This window comes from Pseudomonas sp. CFBP 8770 (assembly GCF_014841705.1).
Classification (GTDB): domain Bacteria; phylum Pseudomonadota; class Gammaproteobacteria; order Pseudomonadales; family Pseudomonadaceae; genus Aquipseudomonas.
The window spans coordinates 801,058-820,757 of sequence record NZ_JACYUL010000001.1 but is presented as its reverse complement, the minus strand read 5'-3'; the positions used below and the strand labels follow the sequence as shown (position 1 = coordinate 820,757).

Below are 19,700 nucleotides of genomic sequence, written 5' to 3'. Positions count from 1 at the left end.
GGCGTCAGGCTGGCAGGTAGGCGCCCTGGGCGAGTTGGTCCTTGAGCGGCGGGATGCCCAGGCGGCGCAGGACGCGGTACAGCGACGGCCGACAGATGCCCAGGGCACGCGCCGCCGCCGACATGTTCCAGCGGCAGGCGTTGAGCACATCGAGCACGTCGGCACGCTCGTCCACCGGTACGGCCAGAACGACCGGACGACGGATCGGCGTCACGTTAGCAGGCGACACGGTGGGCGCACTGCCCTGGGCGAGGAAGTCCACCGGCAGGTCGGCGCGCTGGATGCGGGTACCTTCCATCACCGCGCAGGCGTAGCGAATCACCGCACGCATCTGCCGCAGGTTGCCTGGCCAAGGATGATTGAGCAGCAGTGGCCAGACATCCGAGGCGATGAGTTGCCGAGGGTCGCAGCCGGGCAATTCGCTGGCCACCATGCGGCATACCAATTCGGCGCGGTCAGTGCGTTCGCGCAGCGGCGGCAATTGCACAACACCGGTGGCGATGCGATAGAACAGGTCTTCGCGAAACGTGCCTTGTTGAACCAATCCAGTCAGATTCTGGTGGGTCGCGCAGATCAGGGCGAAGTCGACCTTGACGCTGCGTTCGGCGCCCAGGGGTGTGACTTCGCGTTCGGCGATCACCCGCAACAGGCGCGTCTGCTGTTCGAAGGGCATGTCGCCGATTTCATCGAGGAACAAGGTGCCGCCGTCGGCCTGCTGGACCTTGCCTTTCTTGCCGCAGGGCAGCGCCCCGGAGAAGGCGCCACGCGAGTAGCCGAACAGTTCGCTTTCGATCAGGCTTTGCGGAATGGAAGCGCAATTGAGCGCCACGCACTGCGCCTGATGGCGTTGGCTGTGGGCGTGCAGGGCGCGGGCCAGCACTTCCTTGCCGGTGCCGGTTTCGCCCTGGATGAGCACGGCAATGCCGCGCTCCATCAGGCGCAGGGCGCGGCGGAAGGCCTGGCGGACCTGCGGGTCGCTGTCGTTGGCAATATCGGAATCGCACGCGGCGGGCGAAGAAAGTGCGGGCGAAGAGGTCGAAGCACGTGCGGTGTGTTCGCATACAGAAGACATCGGCGTCACCTTTTATTGTTCTATAGCTTGTGACTATCTCGAGGTCTGGCGCTCGTGACGCAAGCCTCGACGCTTTGGCCATTTCACAATACGGCAGGCGGAGTTATGTTTTCCAATCCATAATCAGGCACCCACTGATACCTTTGCGAGCATCAATGATCGAGCTCAGGCATTTACAGTATTTTCGTGCACTGGCCGAAACCCTGCACTTCGGCCGCGCAGCTGAACGGCTGCACATCTCTCAGCCGCCGTTGTCGCGGCAGATCGCCTTGCTGGAAGACGAGCTGGGCGTGAAGCTGTTCGACCGCTCGCGGCGGCAGGTGGAGCTGACCGATGCTGGCCAGCGCTTCTATCTGGACACCGGCACGGTGTTTGCGGCGTTCGAGCAGGCCAAGCGCAATGCGCTGGCGGCGGCTCGCGGGGCAGCCGGGGAATTGTCGGTGGGTTTCATGATGTCGACGGCCTACAGCGTGACACCCGCGATCACTCGGCGTTACGCGGCGCAGTATCCGCAGGTGAATCTGAAACTGACGGAAACCCTGCCCATGGACCTGGCCCAGGACATCAGCAGCGGCCACAAGGATGTGGCGATCATGTACCGCCCGCAGGATTGCAGTGGGTTGGAAACGGTGACGATCTACCGCGAGGAGATGACGGTGGTCCTGCCGCCTGGGCATCGGTTGCTGGAGCAGCCGTTGATCGATCCGCGGGATCTGGCCGCAGAGACTTTCATCATCGTGCCGCGACGCATCGCCCCGGCGCTGCATGACATGATCGTCAATTACTGCCTGCAGCACGGCGTGACGCCGAATGTGGGGCTGGAAATCAACATGCAGCAGACCATCGTCAACCTGGTGGGTGAAGGCCTGGGGATCGCCATCGTTCCGCGTTCTATGCGCAACATGCGCCTGACCACCACTACCTTTAGGCCGCTTGTGGCACCGCCGGTGATCGAGGTGGTCGCGGTGTGGAAGGCCGACAACCACAACCCCTGCATCGCCACGTTCGTGGAAAGCGCCATGCGCGCCGGGGAAGAGGCGACGCTGCAGGACCAGTGAACCCCTGAGGTGTCGCGGCGCCCCTTTCGCGGCCGATGACCGCTCCTACAGGGGAGCTTTGCGATTGTGCAGATCCTTTGTAGGAGCGGTCAGTGGCCGCGAAGGGTTGATGCGGTATGGCTGACACACCGCGGCGCCACTTTCGCGAGGGTCAGATTTCGAGAATGCCGGAGGCCATGTAGCCGCCGTCCACCGGGATCACGTGGCCGCTGATGTAGGAGGCGTCGTCGGATGCCAGGAAGGCCACTGCGCCAGCCATCTCCGCCGGGGTGCCGTAGCGACGCATGGGCACGGCGCGGGCGTAGGACTCGCGGGTGGCACTCGAGTGCAGGCGTTGGGTCAGCGGCGTGTCCACCGGACCCGGCGCGATGCCGTTGACAGTGATCCCGTACTCGGCCAGTTCGATCGCCATTTGCCGGGTGAGGCCAATGACCGCTGCCTTCGACGTGCCGTACGCAGTGCGCCCCGCACTCGCACGCATGCCGCTGATGGAGGCGACGTTGATGATCCGCCCCCAGCCCTGCGCCTTCATCAAGCGTGCCGCGTGCTGACCGCACAACAGTGCGCCGGTCACATTGATGTTGAGTACCCGCTGCCAATCGGCCAGGTCGCAGTCCAGAAAAGCTTGCGTCCTGGCGATGCCGGCATTGTTCACCAGGACGTCGCAGCGCGGCAGGCTCGCGAACACCTCGGCGATCGACGCGGCATCACCGATGTCGATCATCGCCGCCTCGGCTTCGATGCCCTGCGCGCGCAGGCCGGCAACCATTTCCTCGGCGGCGCCGCGGTTGATGTCGGCGACCACCACGCGGTGGCCGTCCTCGCCGAGGCGCTGGGCGATTGCCGCGCCGATGCCCATGGCCGCGCCGGTGATGAAGGCTACCCGGCCTTCGCCCATGCTCTTCACGCCGGTGGTGCTTGGAAGCTGTCTGACTGCTTGGCTCATGACCAGGACTCTCTTAAAGGAAACCGATGGAAATCCACGGGAAACAGGCAACGATGACCAAGGCCACCACCAGTGCCGCCAAGTACCCCCAGACACGCCGAATGACGTGGTCGGACGGCGTCTTGCTGATGGCACAGGCAGCGTAGAAACCTACCCCCAACGGCGGCGCGAACAGGCCGATACCCATGGCCAGGATCACCACCATGGCGTAGTGCACCGGGTGGATGCCGAGCATTTCGGCTAACGGGAACATCAAGGGGCCGAACAGCACGATGGCCGGAATGCCTTCGAGCACGCTGCCCAGGATCAGGAAAGTCACGATGGTGACGAACATGAAGCCGATCGCCCCGCCCGGTATCTCGCTGATCAGGTCGACCAGGTTGGCCGAGAAGCCCGACTGGGTCAGTGCCCAGGCCATGGCCGAAGCCATGCCGATGATCAACAGGATTGCCCCGGACAGCGCCGCAGCTTCGATCATCATCGGGTAGACCTTGCGGAACTCGATGTGGCGCATGAACAGGTGCATCACCAGCCCCACCAGCACCACGTAGGCCACGCCGATGGTCGACACCTCGGTGGCAGTCGCCGCACCCTCGAGCACGGCCACGCGGATCAGCAGCGGCAACGCCAGGGCCGGCAAGGCGATCATGAACGTCTTGGCGACCATCGACATCGGTGCACGCTTGACGGTGGGCATGGCTTCCTTGCGCGAGCGCCACCAGCAGACGATGGCGATGACCACGGTGGCCACCACCGCCGGCATCAGCCCACCGATGAACAACGCGGTAATCGAGACACTGCACACCGCACCGATGGTGATCAGCACCAGGCTGGGCGGAATGGTCTCGGTCATGGCGCCGGTGGCAGCCAGCAAGGCGGCCAGTTCTTCCGGCTCGGAGCCACGCTTCTTCATTTCCGGGAACAGCGCCGGTGCTACCGCAGCCATGTCGGCCACCTTGGAGCCGGAGATTCCCGACACCAGGAACATCGCGCCGAGCAGCACGTATTGCAGGCCACCGCGAACGTGCCCCAGCAGCGAGGCCATGAAATCGATCAGGGTGCGGGCCATGCCCGACAGCTGCAGCACCACCCCCAGCAGGACGAACAGCGGTACGGCGAGCAGGACCATGTGCGACATGCCCTCGTCCATGCGCCCGACCACGATGGACAAAGGTGCATGGGTGGCCAACGCCAGATAGGCCATGGTCGCGGTGCCGAAGGCGAACGCGATCGGGATACCACCGAACACGCAGGCGCCCAGCAGCACCAGGAAGAACACCACCAGGTTGTAGTTGCCGATTTCCGCCAGCAGCGGCTGGGACAGCCACAGCGTGCCGCCGACGACCGCGACCACGGCGACGCCGGCAACGAACTGGCGCAGCGTGGAGTAGCGCGCCATGCGTGACACCGCTGCCAGCAGCATGAGCATGGCGCCGACCGGCAGCGCTGCCGCGCGCACCCCGTCGGGGATGCCCAGCGCCGGGGTGGTGATCGCCATCTGCTCGTGGGAGTGGACCATCGCCGGGGTGATGATCATGGCCACGAACAGCACCACGATCAGCGCCGACAGGGTTTCGCTGAAACCCCGCCAGGCCGGCGGCAGCTTGTTCACCAGCGCCGACATGCGCATGTGCTCGCCGCGGTCCAGGGCCAGCACCGCGCCGAACATGGCCAGCCAGATGAACAGCGACGAGGCCAGCTCATCGGTCCACACCAGCGGGTTGTGAAACACGTAGCGCGAGACCACGCCGGCCAGCAGCACACAGGTTTCGACCAGCATCAAGGCTACGGCAAGCACCTCGACCACGCGCATGGCGCCGCGGTTGAGGCAGGTGAGCGCCCGGGCCGGCAGGGGCATGGCAGCGTTTTCGACCGGCATCGCCTCGGCGCTCATCATGCCAGCTTCCCGGAGTATTTTTCGAGGATGGACCAGGCCGCTTCGCCGAACTTCTCATGCCAGTCGGCGTAGTAGTTGGCGCTGCGCAGCTTCTCGCGGAACGCTTGCGGTTCGGTGTCGGCCAGTTCCAGGCCCTTTTCCTTGAGGGTGTCGCGGATGCTCCCCTGCAAGGCCGCCAGGTCGGCGCGCTGGTTCATCACCGCGGCATCGACGTGCTTGCGCACCACCGCCTGCATGTCTGCCGGCAGGCGGGCGAACGACTTGCTGTTGCCGAGCATCCAGAAGCCGTCCCACACGTGATTGGTCAGCGAGCAATACTTCTGCACTTCATAGAGCTTGGCCGACGACACCAGGGTCAGCGGGTTTTCCTGACCTTCGACGATGCGAGTCTGCAGGGCCGAATACACTTCGGCGAAGTTGATGCTGGTGGGCGCCGCATCGAACGCTTTGAAGATCGACATGATGATCGGGCTGGGCGGCACACGCAGCTTCATGCCGACCAGGTCTTCAGGCTTGAGCACCGGACGGGTACTGGTGGTGGTGACGCGAAAGCCGTTGTCCCAGATCTTGTCGAAGGCGAACAGGGTCTCGGTCTTGGCGATCTCGCTGCGGACATGGGCGCCCAGCTCGCCGTCCATCGCACTCCAGACCTGGTCGTAGTCCTTGAAAGCAAAGCCTACGGCGCTGATCTGTACCGAAGGCACCAGGGTGCCGAGGATCACTGGCGACAGGGCGAACATGTCCACCGCGCCGGAGCGCACCTGGGCCAGGGTGTCGGTGTCGCTGCCCAACTGGCTGCTGGGGAACACCTGGATCTGCACCGCACCGTCGGTCTCTTCCTTGATCGCCTTGGCCATCTCCCGCGCCCGGACGTTCATCGGGTGAATCATGGGCAGGTTGTTGGCGAACTTGAGCTTGAAGTCTGCCGCCTGGCTTTTCGAGCTGTACAAGCCCAGGCCAGTGGCTGCAACCGCCGCCGATGCGAGGGTGGCGGTCTTGATGAAACTGCGGCGCGAGAAATCACTCATGTAGCTCTCCTGACCTTCTTGTTTTTATTGACCGGTTTCATGACCGGGCTGCCGTGGCTGGCGCTGGGGATGCAGGGTGAGAAAGCAAATCGGGTGCCACCCCTGCCCGCCCTGCTTAAAAACCGCATCTTCAAGCGACCGGCAGTGCACAAGCTGCTGTTTTGCCTGAACAAATCTGTACCGACTCGAATGTATCCGCACGTTTCACGCCTCAAGCGCAGTCCAGCCTGATGTAACAGGTGTCTCCCGCAGGTGTCGCCTGCCGCGAACGAAGCGACACCTGTGGCGACACGACACCTCGCCGCGGTAACAGCCAGCCCGCCACGGGCCGGCGTTTCAGGCCCTTGGCACCGCTCTTGCTATCGACCTTGGCAAACAACATCAATCCAGATTTCATTCGAGGAAAGACCTCATGGGTTCGCCAGTCATCAGCGGTTGGTACCACTCCCCCTTCGGCAAATTCGACCAGCTCGACCCCGAGCAGATGATGGCCGATGCGGCCGTGGCCGCGCTCGAGCATGCCGGGCTGGACGCCGAACAGATCGATTCGGTCCACGTCGGCCATTTCAACGCCGGCTTTCTCTATCAGGATTTCCCCTCCGCCCTGCTCGCCAACCACATCCCGGCCCTGCGCTTCACCCCGTCGGTGCGCGTGGAGAACGCCTGCTCCACCGGCTCGGCGGCGATCCATTCGGCGTTGCAGGCGGTGCTTTCCGGCCAGGCGCGCCACGCACTGGTGGTGGGCTTCGAGAAGATGAACACGCTGCCCACGGACGAAGTCGGCAAGATCCTGCTCAAATGCTGCTACGCCAAGGAAGAAGCACAGATCGAAGGTGGCTTCGCCGGAGTGTTCGGCACCATCGCCCAGACCTATTTCGACCGCTACGGCGACCAGTCGGACGCGCTGGCGATGATCGCTGCGAAGAACCACGCCAACGGCGCGTTGAACCCCTATGCACACATGCGTCGCGACCTGGGCTATGAATTCTGCCGCGAGCCGTCGGCAAAGAATCCGTTCGTGGCCGGGCCGCTCAAGCGCACCGACTGCTCGCTGATCACCGACGGCGCCGCCGCCCTGGTCATCAGTCGCGACGACCATGCGCCTGGCCGTGGCCAGGCGGTGAGCTTCCGCGCCGCAGTGCAGGTCAACGACTACCTGCCGCTGTCGCGTCGCGACCCGACCTTCTTCGAAGGCGCAGCGCGCGCCTGGCAGCAGGCGCTGGGCACGGCTGGCCTGAGCCTGGCCGACCTGTCGCTGGTGGAAACCCACGACTGCTTCACCATTGCCGAACTGCTCGAATACGAAGCCATGGGCCTCGCCGAACGCGGCCAGGGCGCGCGGGTGATCGCCGAGGGCATCAGCCGCAAGGACGGCCGGCTGCCGATCAATCCTTCTGGCGGGCTCAAGTCCAAGGGCCACCCGATCGGCGCCACCGGCGTGTCGATGCACGTGATGGCGGCCATGCAGCTCAGCGGTCAGGCCGGCGACATGCAACTGGCCAAGGCCGACCGCGCTGGCGTGTTCAATATGGGCGGCGCTGCGGTGACCAACTACGTGAGCATTCTGGAGCGCGTGCAATGACCGGCATCGACAATGTGATGAATCTGGGCGAACTGCTCAACCAGATTGCCCGCCGCTATCCCGATGCACCGGGGTTTATTCGCGGTGACCAGGTGCACACCTGGAGCAGCATTTCGCAGCGGGTCGACAGCGTCGCCGCCGCACTGCGCGCGCGCGGGCTGGGCAAGGGCGACAAGTTGCTGGTGCATTCGCGCAACAACCTGCCGCTGTTCGAGAGCGCCTGGGTGGCGTTCCGCCTGGGCGCGGTATGGGTGCCGACCAACGTGCGCATCACCCCGCCCGAGGCGGCGTATCTGGGCAGTTCCAGCGGCGCGGTGGCCATGCTCTACGACGAAGGGCTGGCCCATTACGTGGATGCCGTGCGCGTCCAGTCGCCGGCCCTGGTGCATGTGATTGCCCTTGGTGAACCCCGCGAAGGTGAACTCAGCTACGGTCAGTTGCTGGACGAAGGCGCGCCGCACGCCAGCGGTTTCCGCCCGGCCGACGTCAACTACCACGACCCGCTGTGGTTCTTCTACACCTCCGGCACCACCGGCCACCCCAAGGCCGGGGTGCTCACTCACGGGCAGATGGCCTTCGTCATCAACAACCACATCGCCGACCTGATGCCCAGCCTGACCCAGCACTCGCGCTCCCTGGTGCTGGCGCCGTTGTCCCATGGCGCCGGCATCCATGCGCTGGTCAACGTCGCACGCGGCGCCGCCTGCGTGTTGCCGGCCGGCGACCGACTGGACTGCGACGAAGCCTGGCGCCTGGTGCAGGAACATCGGGTCGACAATCTGTTCGCTGTGCCGACCATCGTCAAGATGCTCACCGAAGACCCAGCCGTCGACCGCTACGATCACAGCAGCCTGCGCCAGGTGATCTATGCCGGCGCGCCGATGTACCGCGCCGATCAATGCCATGCCCTGCGCAAGCTGGGCAAGGTGCTGGTGCAGTATTACGGCCTGGGCGAAGTCACCGGCAACATCACCGTGCTGCCTGCCGATTGCCACGATGCCGAGGATTCGCCGGCCGCCAAGGTCGGCAGTTGCGGCTATCCACGCACCGGCATGCAGGTGGCGATTCTCGACGAGTCGGGCAAGGAACTGGCGACCGGCGAGGACGGCGAGATCTGCGTACGCGGCCCGGCGGTGTTCAGCGGCTACTACAACAACCCGGAGGCCAACGCCAGCTGCTTCAAGCACGGCTGGTTCCACACCGGCGACCTGGGCCACGTCGACGAGCACGGCTACCTGTTCATCACCGGCCGGGCCTCGGACATGTACATTTCCGGCGGTTCCAACGTCTACCCGCGCGAGGTCGAGGAAGCTCTGCTGACCCACCCGGCAGTCAACGAGGTGGCCGTGCTGGGCATGCCGGACGCGAAATGGGGTGAATGCGGCTGCGCGGTGATCGTCACCACTGGCCCGGTCAGTGACGAGCAGTTGCTGGCCCATCTGGAGCCGCGCCTGGCTCGCTACAAATGGCCCAAGCAATTCGTGCGCTGGGACGACATGCCCAAGTCCGGCTACGGCAAGATCGTCAAGAAGCAGATTCGCGCATTGCTGCAGGAACGCGAGGAGGTGGCCTGATGAACCCCCATTTCGAACAGCGCGACGGCGTACGGGTGTTCGTCCACGGCGGGCCAGCCCAGCAGCCTCGGCGGCTTGACCGCAGCGTGGCCCAGGGTGAAGAGTTGCGCATTGTGTTGCCCTTGGCGTGCAACGTCGCCGAAGGTTTGCTCGCGGCCCTGCACGGGCGGCGTTATGGCAGTGCGGTGGGGAGGATCCTCTGTGGCGGCGCGGCGCACCTGAGCTACCACCGCATGGTGGTCACCGACAAGGCCGAGCGCCCCTACGACTACGGTGCGCCGGTGGTACTGGACGGCTACATCACGTTCATCAGCGGTGCGATCACCGTGGGCCGCGATGCACAGAACATGCCCCTGCTGCATTGCCACGCCGGGTTCCTGGATCGCGACGGCCAGCAGCACGGTGGCCATCTGGTGCTCGACAAACTGGTGGTCGGCAGCGAAAACCTGGTGATCCGCCTGTGCCTGTTCGATCAGGTCGCCTACCAGGCGCAGCCTGACGCCGAAACCCACTTCAATCTCTTGCACCCGATCGACCAGGAGGCTTCATGAACGCCAGCGCCGTACTCGAACCCGACCTGTCCGCTTCCAGCATCCAGACCGGCCGCCTGGGCCGGCTCGTGATCGCCCGGCTCAAACCCAACGAAGACATCGTTGAAAGCGCCGAGGCGCTGTGCGCCAGTCACGGGATCGCCCTGGCCGTGATTCGTGGCGGGCTGGGCAGCTTGATCGATGCACAGCTGGGCTATCTGGGCCGGCACGGCATGAAGACCCTGAACGTGCCGGGACCGGGGGTGGAGATTCTGAGCATCAGTGGCGAGGTCGTCATCGGCGAAAGCCGCCTGCAGGCAGTGGTTGCGGACGCCGACGGCAACATCTTCGGCGGACGGCTGGAGCGCGGTCGCAACCTGTCGTTCATCACCGTCGAGCTGACCCTGCAGGAGTGGCTGCCGGACTGACGCCCCCCCGTGGCCCTCACGTAGGAGCGGTCATCGGCCGCGAAAAGGCCACTGCGGTGTGCCAGGCGTACCGCGTCAACCTTTCGCGGCCACGGACCGCTCCCACAGGGTTCTGCGCGGTTTTCGGTTCCCCGTAGGAGCGGTCATCGGCCGCGGTGTGCCAGGCATACCGCGTCAACTTTTCGCGGCCACGGACCGCTCCCACAGGGTTCTGCGCACGCTCGGGTCGCTGTGGGAGCGGTCATCGGCCGCGAAAAGGCCACTGCGGTGTGCCAGGCATACCGCGTCAACCTTTCGCGGCCACGGACCGCTCCCACAGGGCTCTGCGCACGCTCGGGTCACTGTGGGAGCGGTCATCGGCCGCGAAGAGGCCATCGCGGTGGGTCAGGTCGACCGCGTCAACCTTTCGCGGCCACGGACCGCTCCCACAGGGTTCTGCGCACGCTCGGGTCACTGTGGGAGCGGTCATCGGCCGCGAAAAGGCCATCGCGGTGTATCAGGCATACCGCGTCAACCTTTCGCGGCCACGGACCGCTCCTACAGGGTTCTGCGCACGCTCGGGTTTGCCGTGCTGTCACTCCCGCCAGTGGCGACACTTGGACGTCTGACCGACGCCCGGATTGAAGGCGTTGCACGGATCCAGCTGCTGGTAGAAGGCCTTGAGCGCCGGCTTGGCCGGGTACAGATGGCCGACGTTGTGCTCTGCCGGGTACTCGGCGCCGCGTTCGTCGAGCAGTGCCCACATGCGATGTTCCACCGCCAGGCAGTCGCTGCCCTTGCGCAGGATGTAGTCCTGGTGGAACACGTGGCAGAAGAAATGCCCGTAGTACAGCTTGACGATCATCTGCTGCTCGATGTCGTCGGGCAGCGTCTCGAACCACTGCCGATCGTTGCGTGCCAAGGCGATGTCCAGGGCCACGATGTCCTCCACCTCGCGGTCATGCACTGCGCGGTAGCGGACCGCCGCACCGGCAGCGGCGAACCGATGCAGAAAGGCCTTGCTGCCCTCCTCTGCAGTACAGCGGAAGAAATCCCCCTCGCGCCCGACAAACAGTTCATCCAGCATCTTCTGGGTGGGCGCCACCGAACCCGCTGACACCTTGAGCATCAGGTAATGCTCGTAACGCTGCCGAAAATCGCGGATGCGCGGTGGCAGGTGATCGGGGAAGCAGCGCGCGGCGACCTGCAGGACCCGGTCGGCGAGGTTGGCGCGCAGCCAGGGAAAGCGTTTGAGAAAGGTGTCGGCGCGGCTCTTGAGGGCAAACATCCTGGGCAGGCGCTGCGTGCCCAGGTGATGGATCATCAGGAAGGTGTCCTTGCCGTACTCGGCAGCCACGTCGTAGGCGTCGCGGTGCATGTACTCGCCGGCAATCGGCAGTTCGTCGAACTGCTCGAGCATGTGCCGGCGAATCTGCGTGAGGTCGGCGGTGTCGTTGCTGCCGATGTAGAACACGGCGGTGTCGCGCTCGGCGGCGAAGGTGTCCAGGCGCACGGCGAACACCGCCAGCTTGCCGGCACTGCCGCTGGCCTCGTGCAGGCGCTGGTGGTCGGCGTTGAAGCGCGCCGGGGTGGGCGCGTCGACCTCGCGCACATACGCGGCATAGCCATGGTCGGAGCCGAGCCCGGCATCGGCCTTGATGTCGGCGGCGGTGTAGCGCTGGGCGTCGAGGTTGCCGAGGATCTGCTCGGGCGTATCGCCCAGCTCCACGCCCAGGTGGTTGACCAACTGCAAGGTGCCGTCAGCGCCGAGCTGGGCGTACACAGCCATCTGCGTATAGGCCGGGCCGCGACGCACCAGCGAGCCGCCGGAATTGTTGCAGACTCCACCAAACACCGACGCCCCGATGCACGAAGAACCAATCACCGAATGGGGCTCGCGACCCAACGGCTTGAGGACCTTTTCCAGCTGATCGAGGGTGGAACCGGGAAAACAGATGACCTGGCGGCCTTCTTCGATCACATGCACCGTGCGCATGCGCAGGGTACTGATGATCACCACTTCGCGGTCGTAGCCGCCATCGGGGGTGGAGCCCCCGGTCAGGCCGGTGTTGGCCGCCTGCATGATGACGATCACGTCCGCCGCCACGCAGGCCTTGACCACCTGCCACTGCTCCAGCAGCGAGCCGGGGCGGACCACGGCCAGCGCGTTGCCGCTGCCGAAGCGAAAGCCCTGGCGGAAGCGTTCGGTCTCGGCCGACTCGGTCAGCACGTGGGTGGCGCCGACGATGCCGCGCAGTGCGCTGATCAACTCGCTCATTGCGGCACCACCGCGACGGCATCGACTTCGATGAGCATGCCGTCCAGGGCCAGGCGCGGCACCGGGATCAACGTGCAGGCGGGGGTCATCTCGCCGCCCCACGCCTCGCGCAGGGTGTCGCTCCAGATGGCCAGGCGCTCGTGGTCGTGGTCGACCACCAGCACGGTCAGCTTGGCGACGTGGCAATAATCGGCACCGACCGAAGCCAGCGCGGTGCGCAGGTTGGCCAGGGCCTGCCCGGCCTGCAGCTCGAAGTCCGGGGAAATGCTGCTGTCCAGGCTTTCACCGCCCTGGCCTGCGATGAACAGCAACTTGCTGCCAGCGGCGACCTGGGCTACATGGGAGTAACCATAGGGAGCCGGATCGAAAAGGCCGGGCGGGTTGCTGAGCGTGAGCGGGGCGAGGTCGGGCATGGGCAGGCTCCTGTTGGCTGACAGACCTTACCCTAGCACGGCTGGCCGGGCACATCGCGGCTTCTTCAGGCGTCTTTCGGCCAGCCCCCACCGAGAGCCCGATACAGACGCACACGGTCGATCGCCGCCGCGGTGGCACTGTCGACCAACTGGGTTTGCGTGGCCAGCAGCGCGCGCTGTACACCCAGCACGTTGATGAAGTCGGTGGCGCCCTGATTGTAGCGGTCGCGGGCAGTGCCCAGGGCCACGGTGTTCTGCCGCACTGCCTCGCCCAGCGCCGCGTGGTGCTGCTGTTCGGCGGCATAGTCGCTCATGGCATCGTCGACCTCGTGCCAGGCCGCCAGCACCACCCGTTGGTAGTCCAGCGCCGCTTGCTGCTGCTGGTGCTCGCGCAGCTCGAGGGTGCCGGTCAGTCGCCCACCCTGGAAGATCGGCAGGTACAGGCTGGGGCCGAGCGACCAGCTGCGTGAATCCCAGCCGCCCAGGTCCGAGCCGGCCAGCGCCTGAAAACCGAAGCTGGCGCCCAGGCTGACCCGCGGATAGAAATCCGCCTTGGCCACGCCGATGGCCGCCGTGGCCCGGTGCAGCGCGGCTTCGCTGCGCTGGATGTCGGGCCGCCGCCGCGCCAGCTCCGAGGGCACCCCCATGGGCACGTCCGGGGCGGGGTTGGGAATGGCTTGCGGGGTGCGCAGTTCGTCGGCCAAAGCCCGGGGCGGTTCCGCCAGCAGGTAGCTCAGGGCGTTGATCAAGCGGTCCTGTTGCGCCTGCAGCATCGGCAGCGAGGCTTCGATGGTTGCCACCAGTGCGGCGGCGTTGGCGGTGTCCAGGTTGGTAGTGACGCCGTTGTCGTACCGGGTCTGCGTAAGGCGCTGGCTTTGCCGGGCGATTTCCAGGTTCTGCCGCGCCACTGCCAGGCGCGCCTGCACGCCGCGCAGGCGGATGTAATCGGTGGCGGTGCGCGCTGCGATACTCAAGCCGACCGCATCGCGCTCGGCCTGGCTGAACTGGACGTCGGCCTCGGCCATCTCCACGCTGCGCTGGACATGGCCCCACAGGTCCACTTCCCAGCTGGCGTCGAGCGCCCCGCTCCACAGTTCGAATGGCGCCCTGCCGTTCAGCCCCGACGGGTCGTTCAACCCTTCGCCGCTGTTGCGCTCGCGCTGGTAGCCGCCGCGCGCGCTGAGCCCGGGCAATTGCTGGCTGCCACTGACCTGGCGCAGGGCCTCGCTCTGCTGCACGCGGTTGCCCGCCGAGCGGATGTCCAGGTTGGCCTTGGCCGCGCGAGTGACCAGCGCGGTCAGTTGCGGGTCACCCAGCTGCTGCCACCAGGCGGCGTCCAGCGCCGCATCGGCGCGCGTCCCGGCGCTGTCCTGCCACTGGGTTGGCAACGCTGCCTGGGGACGCTGGAAGTCCGGGCCGACGCTGCAGGCGCCCAGGCTGCTCAGGGCTAAAACCAGCAATGCACGTTTCATTTCAGGGCTCCTGGGTGGTATCGACCGACGCGACCACCGACAGACCCACGCGCAGACGGTCAAGGTGCGGTTGGTCGGCCTCGAACACCACCTTGACCGGGATGCGCTGCACCACCTTGGTGAAGTTGCCGGTAGCGTTGTCCGGGCTGATCGGCGCGAACGACAGGCCGGTGGCCGGTGCCACGCTGTCGATATGGCCGCGGAAAACCTGGTCGGGGATGCTGTCGACACGAATCTCCACACGCTGCCTGGCGTGCATGTGCGCCAACTGGGTTTCGCGGAAGTTGGCGATCACGAACGCCTGGTGCAGGGGCACCAGGGCCAGCAGGGGGCGGCCGGGCGCGACGTAGGCGCCGACGCGCACCGAGCGCTGGCCGATCATGCCATCGGCGGGCGCCAGAATCTGCGTGTAGGACAGGTTCAGCTCGGCCTGCTGCAACGCCGAGCGGTCCTTGTCCACTGCTGCCTCGGCCACTTCCAGCTCGGCCTTGAGTACGTCCAGGGTGCGCTGGGCCGCGACCCGCGACGCCGCATCGCGGTCGCGCGAGGCTTCCCAGCCCTGCAGTTCGGCCTCGGCCTTCTGCCGCTCTTCCTGGGTACCGGCGCCGGCCTGGGACAGGTTGCGGTAGCGCTGGGCGTTGGCCTGGGCAAACTTCAGCGAAGCGGCAGTGGCACGGGTCGCGGCACTGGCCTGGTCGATCACGGCCGCCTGCCGCTCGATGCTGGCGCGCAGATTCTTCACCTGCGCCTGTGCGGCGCTGACATTGGCGTGGGCAGCCGCGACCGAGGCCGCGTAGTCGCGCTCGTCCAGCCGCGCGAGCAACTGCCCGGCCTGGACCGATTGGTTGTCCTGCACCAGCACCTCGGTGACCACCCCGGCCACCCGTGGCGCCACCAGCACCGAGTCGGCGCGGATGTAGGCATCGTCGGTGCGCTGCACACCATCGCTGTGCAGCACGTGATAAAGGCCATAGGCGGCGCAAACGAGAATGGCGGCGACAATGAGGGATACAGCGGTTCGGTTGTTCATAGCGGATTTCATGACGGTACCGGGGGTTGCGGTGGATAGGCGCGTCTGGGCAGGGTCACCAACACCACCAGCAGCACGGCGATGAAGGCCAGCAGCGCCAGGAACGCGTCGCTGTAGCTGAGCACGAACGCCTGCGCGCGCACGCGACCGGCCATCTCGGCGGCCGGTTCACCATAGAGCGGCAGCAGGCTCTGGTAGCTGTTGCCGAGCTGGTCGAGCAAGGTGTTGGAGTGCAGGTGCTCGCGGGCGGTGACGAAATTTTCCAGCACCACGCCGGCCACCACCGAAGACAGCCCGCGCAGGGTGTTGACCATGGACGAGGCGAACGGGCCCTCCAGCGGATGAATCACGCCGGTGGCGATCATCAGCAACGGCACCACCACCATCGGCTGGCCGAACGTGTGCAGGGCCTGCAACAGATAGAAGTCGTCGCGGATCCATTCCGCGGTGATCTGCGAGCCGCCGAGCAGGGCCAGGGTCAGCAGGCCGAAACCGGCCGCCATCACATAGCGCGAATCCACCCAGTTGCGGTTGATGACGAACGCCACCAGTGGCGCGATGAGCAGTTGCGGCAAGGCGATGCACAGCGCGGTGGGCATGGTCTGCAGCGGCCGGTAGCCCTGGATGTGGGTCAGGTAGCCTGCTGGAATCGCACTGCCGGCCATGCCGACGAACAGAAACAAGCACAGCGTGGTGATGCCGAAAGCGAAGTTGCGCCGCGCCAGCAACTGCAGCTTGAACAGTGGCAGTGGGTGAAACCATTCGTTGAGCAGAAACAGCGGCAGGCAGACGCTGGCGCCGATCAGCAGCAAAGCGATCAAGGGCGACTCGAGCCAGTCCAGCCGTTCGCCCTGAGTCAGGCCGATGATCAGCATGCTGATGCCAGCGGTGCCGAGCAAGGCACCGCGCCAGTCGGCCTGCTTGAATCGCTCCAGGCGCAACGGATCCTGGGGCAGGCCATAGGCAATGCAAGCGGCGCCGATGAGGCAGGCCGGGATGATCTGCCAGAACACCATGCGCCAGTCACCGCCCTCGGTCCACATTGCGGCGAGCGGCATCGCCAGGTTCGGCCCGAAGGTGGCGGTAAGCGCGTAGGCCGACAGCCCGTACAACTTGATGTGCCACGGCAGGAAACGCAGCGCGGCGGTCATCAGCAGCGGCGGCAGCGCCCCGCCGGCGAGGCCCTGAAGCACGCGCAACAGCAGCAGGCTTTCCAGGTTGGGCGCGAACGGGCACAGTGCGCCGAAACCGGCGAAGGCCACGGTGACCACGATGGCAAAGCGGCGCAGCGAAAACGTCACCGCCAGCCAGGGCGCCAGCAGCATCGCCGAGACCTCGGCTGCCGCGTAGGCGGAACTGATCCAGCTGCCTTCATCGTGGCCAAAGCCGTAGATGCCCAGCAGGTCGGCCAAGGTGATGTCGGTGACACGGTCATTGATGCCGGACGTCAGCGCGGCGATCAATACGCCGATCAGACCAAGTGCCAGACGCCCGCCGAAAGGGGCCGGGGCCGGAGGTGAAGGTGGGGACACAAAGAAATCCTGCTGGCGGCAACCAACGACAGACTGACTGTTGGCTGGTTAACCTGTTGGCCTGGTAGCCTATTGGCTTGCTAACTATTGCGGTACACTGTACCGAACAGCGATACAAAAGGCAAATTACATGAGCAGCGACAATGATCGCAACGGCATTCAAGTGATCTCCCGGGCAGCGGCTATCCTGCGCTGCCTCGAAAGCGAACCGGACGGTCTGAGCCTGGGGGCGATCGCCAGGCGCATCGACCTGCCCCGCTCCACGGTGCAGCGGCTGGTCGACGCCCTGGCCCACGAAGAGCTGCTCAAGGTGCATGGCGCCGGTGGCGTATGCCTGGGCCCGGCCTTGATGCGTCTGGCCTCCAACAGCCATGTCGACATCATCCAGCAGGTACGCCCTTATATGGAGGCAATCACCGAGCGCACCGGAGAAACCTCGGTGCTGGTCAACCGCAACGGCACCCATCTAATGCTGCTGCACTCGGTGGTGTCGCCGCAGCCGCTGCGTGTGGCGCCCTCCTCCGGCAGCTTTCTCAGCGTCTATGCGACGTCGGGAGGCAAGGCGCTGCTGGCCAAGATGAGCGACGAAGCCGTAGTGCAACTGCTCGGCCCGGTGCTCGAGCCGCTCACGCCGAGCACGCCGGACCTGCCGCACCTGCTTGAACAACTGGCTGAGGTCCGCGCGCGCGACTATGCCTGCGACGCCAATGAGCACATGATGGGCGTTGGTGCCATGGCCGTGGCCCTGCAGACCTCGCAAGGTCAGTACGCCTTGGCGCTGGTAGGGCCGGTATGGCGGGTCGAGGCGCAGCATGAGGCGTTTCGCCAGGCGTTGTTCGAGACCCGCCAGGCTTTGACGCGCGCCTTGGGCGCAGGCCTGCGCACAGGCGAGACGTCGTCAATTTGAAACAAAATGCCACTATCTTGATTGGCGCAAGTGCCGAACCTAAAGGCAACATGACACTCAGAGAGTCGCCCCTGCCACAGGATAACGGGCAGGAAAAACAAAGACAGGGAGACCCAGGCGGCTGCACGCAGCACGCATTGGCCGGGTGTGTCAGCTAACCCAAAGAGAGTTCAAGACCCATCCTATGAAGACTTTGAGCAACTGTGCCCGGCAGTTGAAACGCTACTACTACGCATTGCCCGCCGTGCTGCTGGCCGGTACCTGTTCTTTCCTTGCCTTCGAAATCAGCGACAGCCGTGCGGCTCCAGTGGATGGCACGCAGACCCTGGTGTTCCTGCGCCACGCCGAGAAACCCGCCGGCGGCCTCGGCCAGCTCAATTGCCAGGGCCTCAACCGTGCGCTGAACCTGGCTGAAGTCCTGCCGCAGCGGTTCGGCAATGCCGATTTCGTGTTTGCCGCCGACCCTGGTCGGCACGTGGAGGAAGGCGAGAACGACGAATCCTACAGCTACCTGCGCCCGCTGATGACCATCAGCCCCAGCGCCATCAAGCTCGGCCTGCCGGTGAACATCGAGTACGGCGCCAACGATACCCAGGATCTGGCCAAGGAGCTGATGCGCGACAAGTACCACAATGCAGTCATCTATACGGCCTGGTCGCATGGGTACCTGCCGGAGTTGATCAACGAGGTGGCCGGCCGCGCCGTAGGTCAGAAGATGAACATCACCGACGACTGGGAATCCGGCGATTTCGACTCACTCTACGTGCTGACCCTGACCTGGCACGACGGCAAGGCCAGCCTGCTCTCGCGCAACGTCAAGCAAGGCCTGGACAACGGCCATACGGCCTGCCCGGCCTGACCGCTGCCAGGGTCGTGTGAGCGGCACCAAGCGTTGCGAGGGAGGCTCGGGTATACTGCCCCTCCCTTTCAACGTGCTTGCCCCGGAGTCACCATGCCTGTCAGTCAACATCCCGATGCCGATCCGATCGTCCAGGACGCCGAGCTCGACAGCCAGGCAGCGGTCCCGGCGTTCACCTTTCCGTTCAAGCCCGGTGCCTTCGCAGCCAAGGAAGCGGCGCGCTACCCTGGCGCCGGCAAGTCGAACCACGACAAGACCCCAGGCCGCGCGCCGAACGGTACCCGCCGTTCGATGGGCAAGCGCTGAAGCGCCCGCCGCAAGCAAAACGCCGTAATGCAGAACCACAAAGCCACCCTAGGGTGGCTTTGTGATTTTCAGGGCTTGTGGCGCTGCTGGGAATACTGCCGCGCGATGATCGGCACGATACGCCGTCCGTCGTGCCAATAGCGCCCTGCCAGGCGACGCGGCTCGCTGAGAATGCGGTGCAGCCACTCCAGTGACAGCTTCTGCACCCACATCGGCGCGCGCTGCACCTTGCCCGACAGGAAGTTCAGCGCAGCGCCCGTGCACAGGCCCACGCCGTGGGCAAGCCCGCGGTCGGCGATCATCTTGCACAGCAGTTCCTGGCGCGGCGAACCGACCGACATGATCACCAACTGCGCCCGATGCTGTTCGACGAACTGCAGGGTGGCTTCCACTTCTGCAGGGTTGTCGATGAAGCCCATCGGCGGGTTGTAGTGCAGGAACGTCACCGCCGGGTAGCGCTGGGCCAGCACCTGCAGCACATCGGTGGTCGAGCCGACGACCGTCACGGTCCAGCCTTCACGCTGGGCTTCGTCCATCACCGACACGGTCAGGGTGCTGCCGGGAATGGCCTCCGGTACACCGGCGTCGAACTTGCGCAGCACGGGCATCAGTACCCGGCTGTCGCAGACCCGGTAGGCCGCCGCGTCGTAGGCGTTGCGAAAAACCGAGTCGTTTTCAAGCAGCACAACGTGGTTCACGTTGGCGGTAACCACGTAGCCAAACGGCTTGTTCACGTCGCCCTTGATGGCACGGATCAAGTGCGTTTGGTCACCTTTGTAAAAATCTATTCCAAAAACTTTCATCCAGGC

19 protein-coding genes are annotated in these 19,700 nt (G+C 65.4%); 9 read left to right on the top strand and 10 right to left on the bottom strand.

Going from position 1 to position 19,700, the window contains the following annotated elements; all coding sequences use genetic code 11:
* Positions 1–4: 4 nt before the first annotated feature.
* On the bottom strand, positions 5–1,072 hold the full coding sequence (locus IFT98_RS03660; RefSeq protein WP_192047274.1) for a sigma-54-dependent Fis family transcriptional regulator: 1,068 nt from the start codon (positions 1,070–1,072) through the stop codon (positions 5–7).
* A gap of 155 nt (positions 1,073–1,227) precedes the next feature.
* Between IFT98_RS03660 and IFT98_RS03655 the strand changes: the two genes are divergently transcribed.
* Entirely contained in the window at positions 1,228–2,130 is a 903-nt protein-coding gene (locus IFT98_RS03655) for a LysR family transcriptional regulator (RefSeq protein WP_122714213.1), read from the top strand.
* Between the two features lie 151 nt (positions 2,131–2,281).
* Here the strand turns inward: IFT98_RS03655 and IFT98_RS03650 are convergent, their stop codons facing one another.
* Genes IFT98_RS03650 through IFT98_RS03640 form a run of 3 tightly spaced genes read right to left on the bottom strand, consistent with a single transcriptional unit; the run spans position 2,282 to position 6,001 of the window.
* A complete protein-coding gene (locus IFT98_RS03650; protein ID WP_244650802.1) occupies positions 2,282–3,076 on the bottom strand; it encodes an SDR family NAD(P)-dependent oxidoreductase in 795 nt (264 codons plus the stop codon).
* Between the two features lie 13 nt (positions 3,077–3,089).
* Positions 3,090–4,973 carry a TRAP transporter large permease gene (locus tag IFT98_RS03645; RefSeq protein ID WP_197976537.1) on the bottom strand — a complete coding sequence of 628 codons (1,884 nt, stop codon included), beginning with the start codon at positions 4,971–4,973 and terminating at the stop codon, positions 3,090–3,092.
* The gene (locus IFT98_RS03640) at positions 4,970–6,001 is read right to left on the bottom strand and encodes a TRAP transporter substrate-binding protein (RefSeq protein ID WP_192047275.1); all 1,032 of its coding nucleotides are present in this window, start codon (positions 5,999–6,001) and stop codon (positions 4,970–4,972) included. Before IFT98_RS03640 ends, IFT98_RS03645 begins: the two co-directional genes overlap by 4 nt.
* A gap of 39 nt (positions 6,002–6,040) precedes the next feature.
* Here IFT98_RS03640 and IFT98_RS03635 point away from each other — a divergent pair, with 39 nt between their 5' ends.
* The 5 genes from IFT98_RS03635 to IFT98_RS03615 all read left to right on the top strand — a co-directional run bounded on the left by IFT98_RS03635 (position 6,041) and on the right by IFT98_RS03615 (position 10,115).
* Positions 6,041–6,232, top strand: coding sequence for a hypothetical protein (locus tag IFT98_RS03635; protein WP_192047276.1), 192 nt, complete (start codon positions 6,041–6,043; stop codon positions 6,230–6,232).
* Positions 6,233–6,413: 181 nt separating this feature from the next.
* A complete protein-coding gene (locus tag IFT98_RS03630; RefSeq protein ID WP_122795607.1) occupies positions 6,414–7,583 on the top strand; it encodes an acetyl-CoA acetyltransferase in 1,170 nt (389 codons plus the stop codon).
* Positions 7,580–9,157, top strand: a complete 1,578-nt coding sequence (locus IFT98_RS03625) for an acyl-CoA synthetase (protein WP_197976538.1) — start codon at positions 7,580–7,582, stop codon at positions 9,155–9,157. The genes IFT98_RS03630 and IFT98_RS03625 overlap by 4 nt, the downstream gene beginning before the upstream one ends.
* Entirely contained in the window at positions 9,157–9,708 is a 552-nt protein-coding gene (locus IFT98_RS03620) for a hypothetical protein (protein WP_122714217.1), read from the top strand. The genes IFT98_RS03625 and IFT98_RS03620 overlap by 1 nt, the downstream gene beginning before the upstream one ends.
* A complete protein-coding gene (locus IFT98_RS03615) occupies positions 9,705–10,115 on the top strand; it encodes a PPC domain-containing DNA-binding protein (protein WP_192047277.1) in 411 nt (136 codons plus the stop codon). Before IFT98_RS03620 ends, IFT98_RS03615 begins: the two co-directional genes overlap by 4 nt.
* Positions 10,116–10,689: 574 nt before the next feature.
* Here IFT98_RS03615 and dld read toward each other — a convergent pair.
* From dld to IFT98_RS03590, 5 genes are all read right to left on the bottom strand, one after another.
* Positions 10,690–12,372 (bottom strand): D-lactate dehydrogenase, encoded by a 1,683-nt coding sequence (dld, locus tag IFT98_RS03610; RefSeq protein ID WP_192047278.1) that lies wholly within the window; start codon positions 12,370–12,372, stop codon positions 10,690–10,692.
* A complete protein-coding gene (locus tag IFT98_RS03605) occupies positions 12,369–12,785 on the bottom strand; it encodes a RidA family protein (RefSeq protein ID WP_122795604.1) in 417 nt (138 codons plus the stop codon). The genes dld and IFT98_RS03605 overlap by 4 nt, the downstream gene beginning before the upstream one ends.
* Before the next feature lie 65 nt (positions 12,786–12,850).
* Positions 12,851–14,257 carry an efflux transporter outer membrane subunit gene (locus tag IFT98_RS03600; protein WP_192047279.1) on the bottom strand — a complete coding sequence of 469 codons (1,407 nt, stop codon included), beginning with the start codon at positions 14,255–14,257 and terminating at the stop codon, positions 12,851–12,853.
* Between the two features lies 1 nt (position 14,258).
* Complete coding sequence (locus IFT98_RS03595; protein WP_192047280.1) at positions 14,259–15,287, bottom strand: HlyD family secretion protein; 1,029 nt, start codon at positions 15,285–15,287, stop codon at positions 14,259–14,261.
* An 8-nt stretch (positions 15,288–15,295) separates the two neighbouring features.
* Positions 15,296–16,819, bottom strand: a complete 1,524-nt coding sequence (locus tag IFT98_RS03590; RefSeq protein WP_342214120.1) for an MFS transporter — start codon at positions 16,817–16,819, stop codon at positions 15,296–15,298.
* A 130-nt stretch (positions 16,820–16,949) separates the two neighbouring features.
* On the opposite strand from IFT98_RS03590, the gene IFT98_RS03585 reads away from it, so the two are divergent.
* The 3 genes from IFT98_RS03585 (at position 16,950) to IFT98_RS03575 (ending at position 18,891) form a co-directional block, all read left to right on the top strand.
* Positions 16,950–17,726 carry an IclR family transcriptional regulator gene (locus IFT98_RS03585; protein ID WP_192047281.1) on the top strand — a complete coding sequence of 259 codons (777 nt, stop codon included), beginning with the start codon at positions 16,950–16,952 and terminating at the stop codon, positions 17,724–17,726.
* A gap of 184 nt (positions 17,727–17,910) precedes the next feature.
* On the top strand, positions 17,911–18,585 hold the full coding sequence (locus IFT98_RS03580) for a histidine phosphatase family protein (protein ID WP_122795600.1): 675 nt from the start codon (positions 17,911–17,913) through the stop codon (positions 18,583–18,585).
* A 93-nt stretch (positions 18,586–18,678) separates the two neighbouring features.
* Complete coding sequence (locus IFT98_RS03575) at positions 18,679–18,891, top strand: hypothetical protein (protein WP_122478501.1); 213 nt, start codon at positions 18,679–18,681, stop codon at positions 18,889–18,891.
* Between the two features lie 68 nt (positions 18,892–18,959).
* Here the strand turns inward: IFT98_RS03575 and IFT98_RS03570 are convergent, their stop codons facing one another.
* Positions 18,960–19,649 (bottom strand): WecB/TagA/CpsF family glycosyltransferase, encoded by a 690-nt coding sequence (locus IFT98_RS03570; RefSeq protein ID WP_244650804.1) that lies wholly within the window; start codon positions 19,647–19,649, stop codon positions 18,960–18,962.
* Between the last annotated feature and the right edge of the window lie 51 nt (positions 19,650–19,700).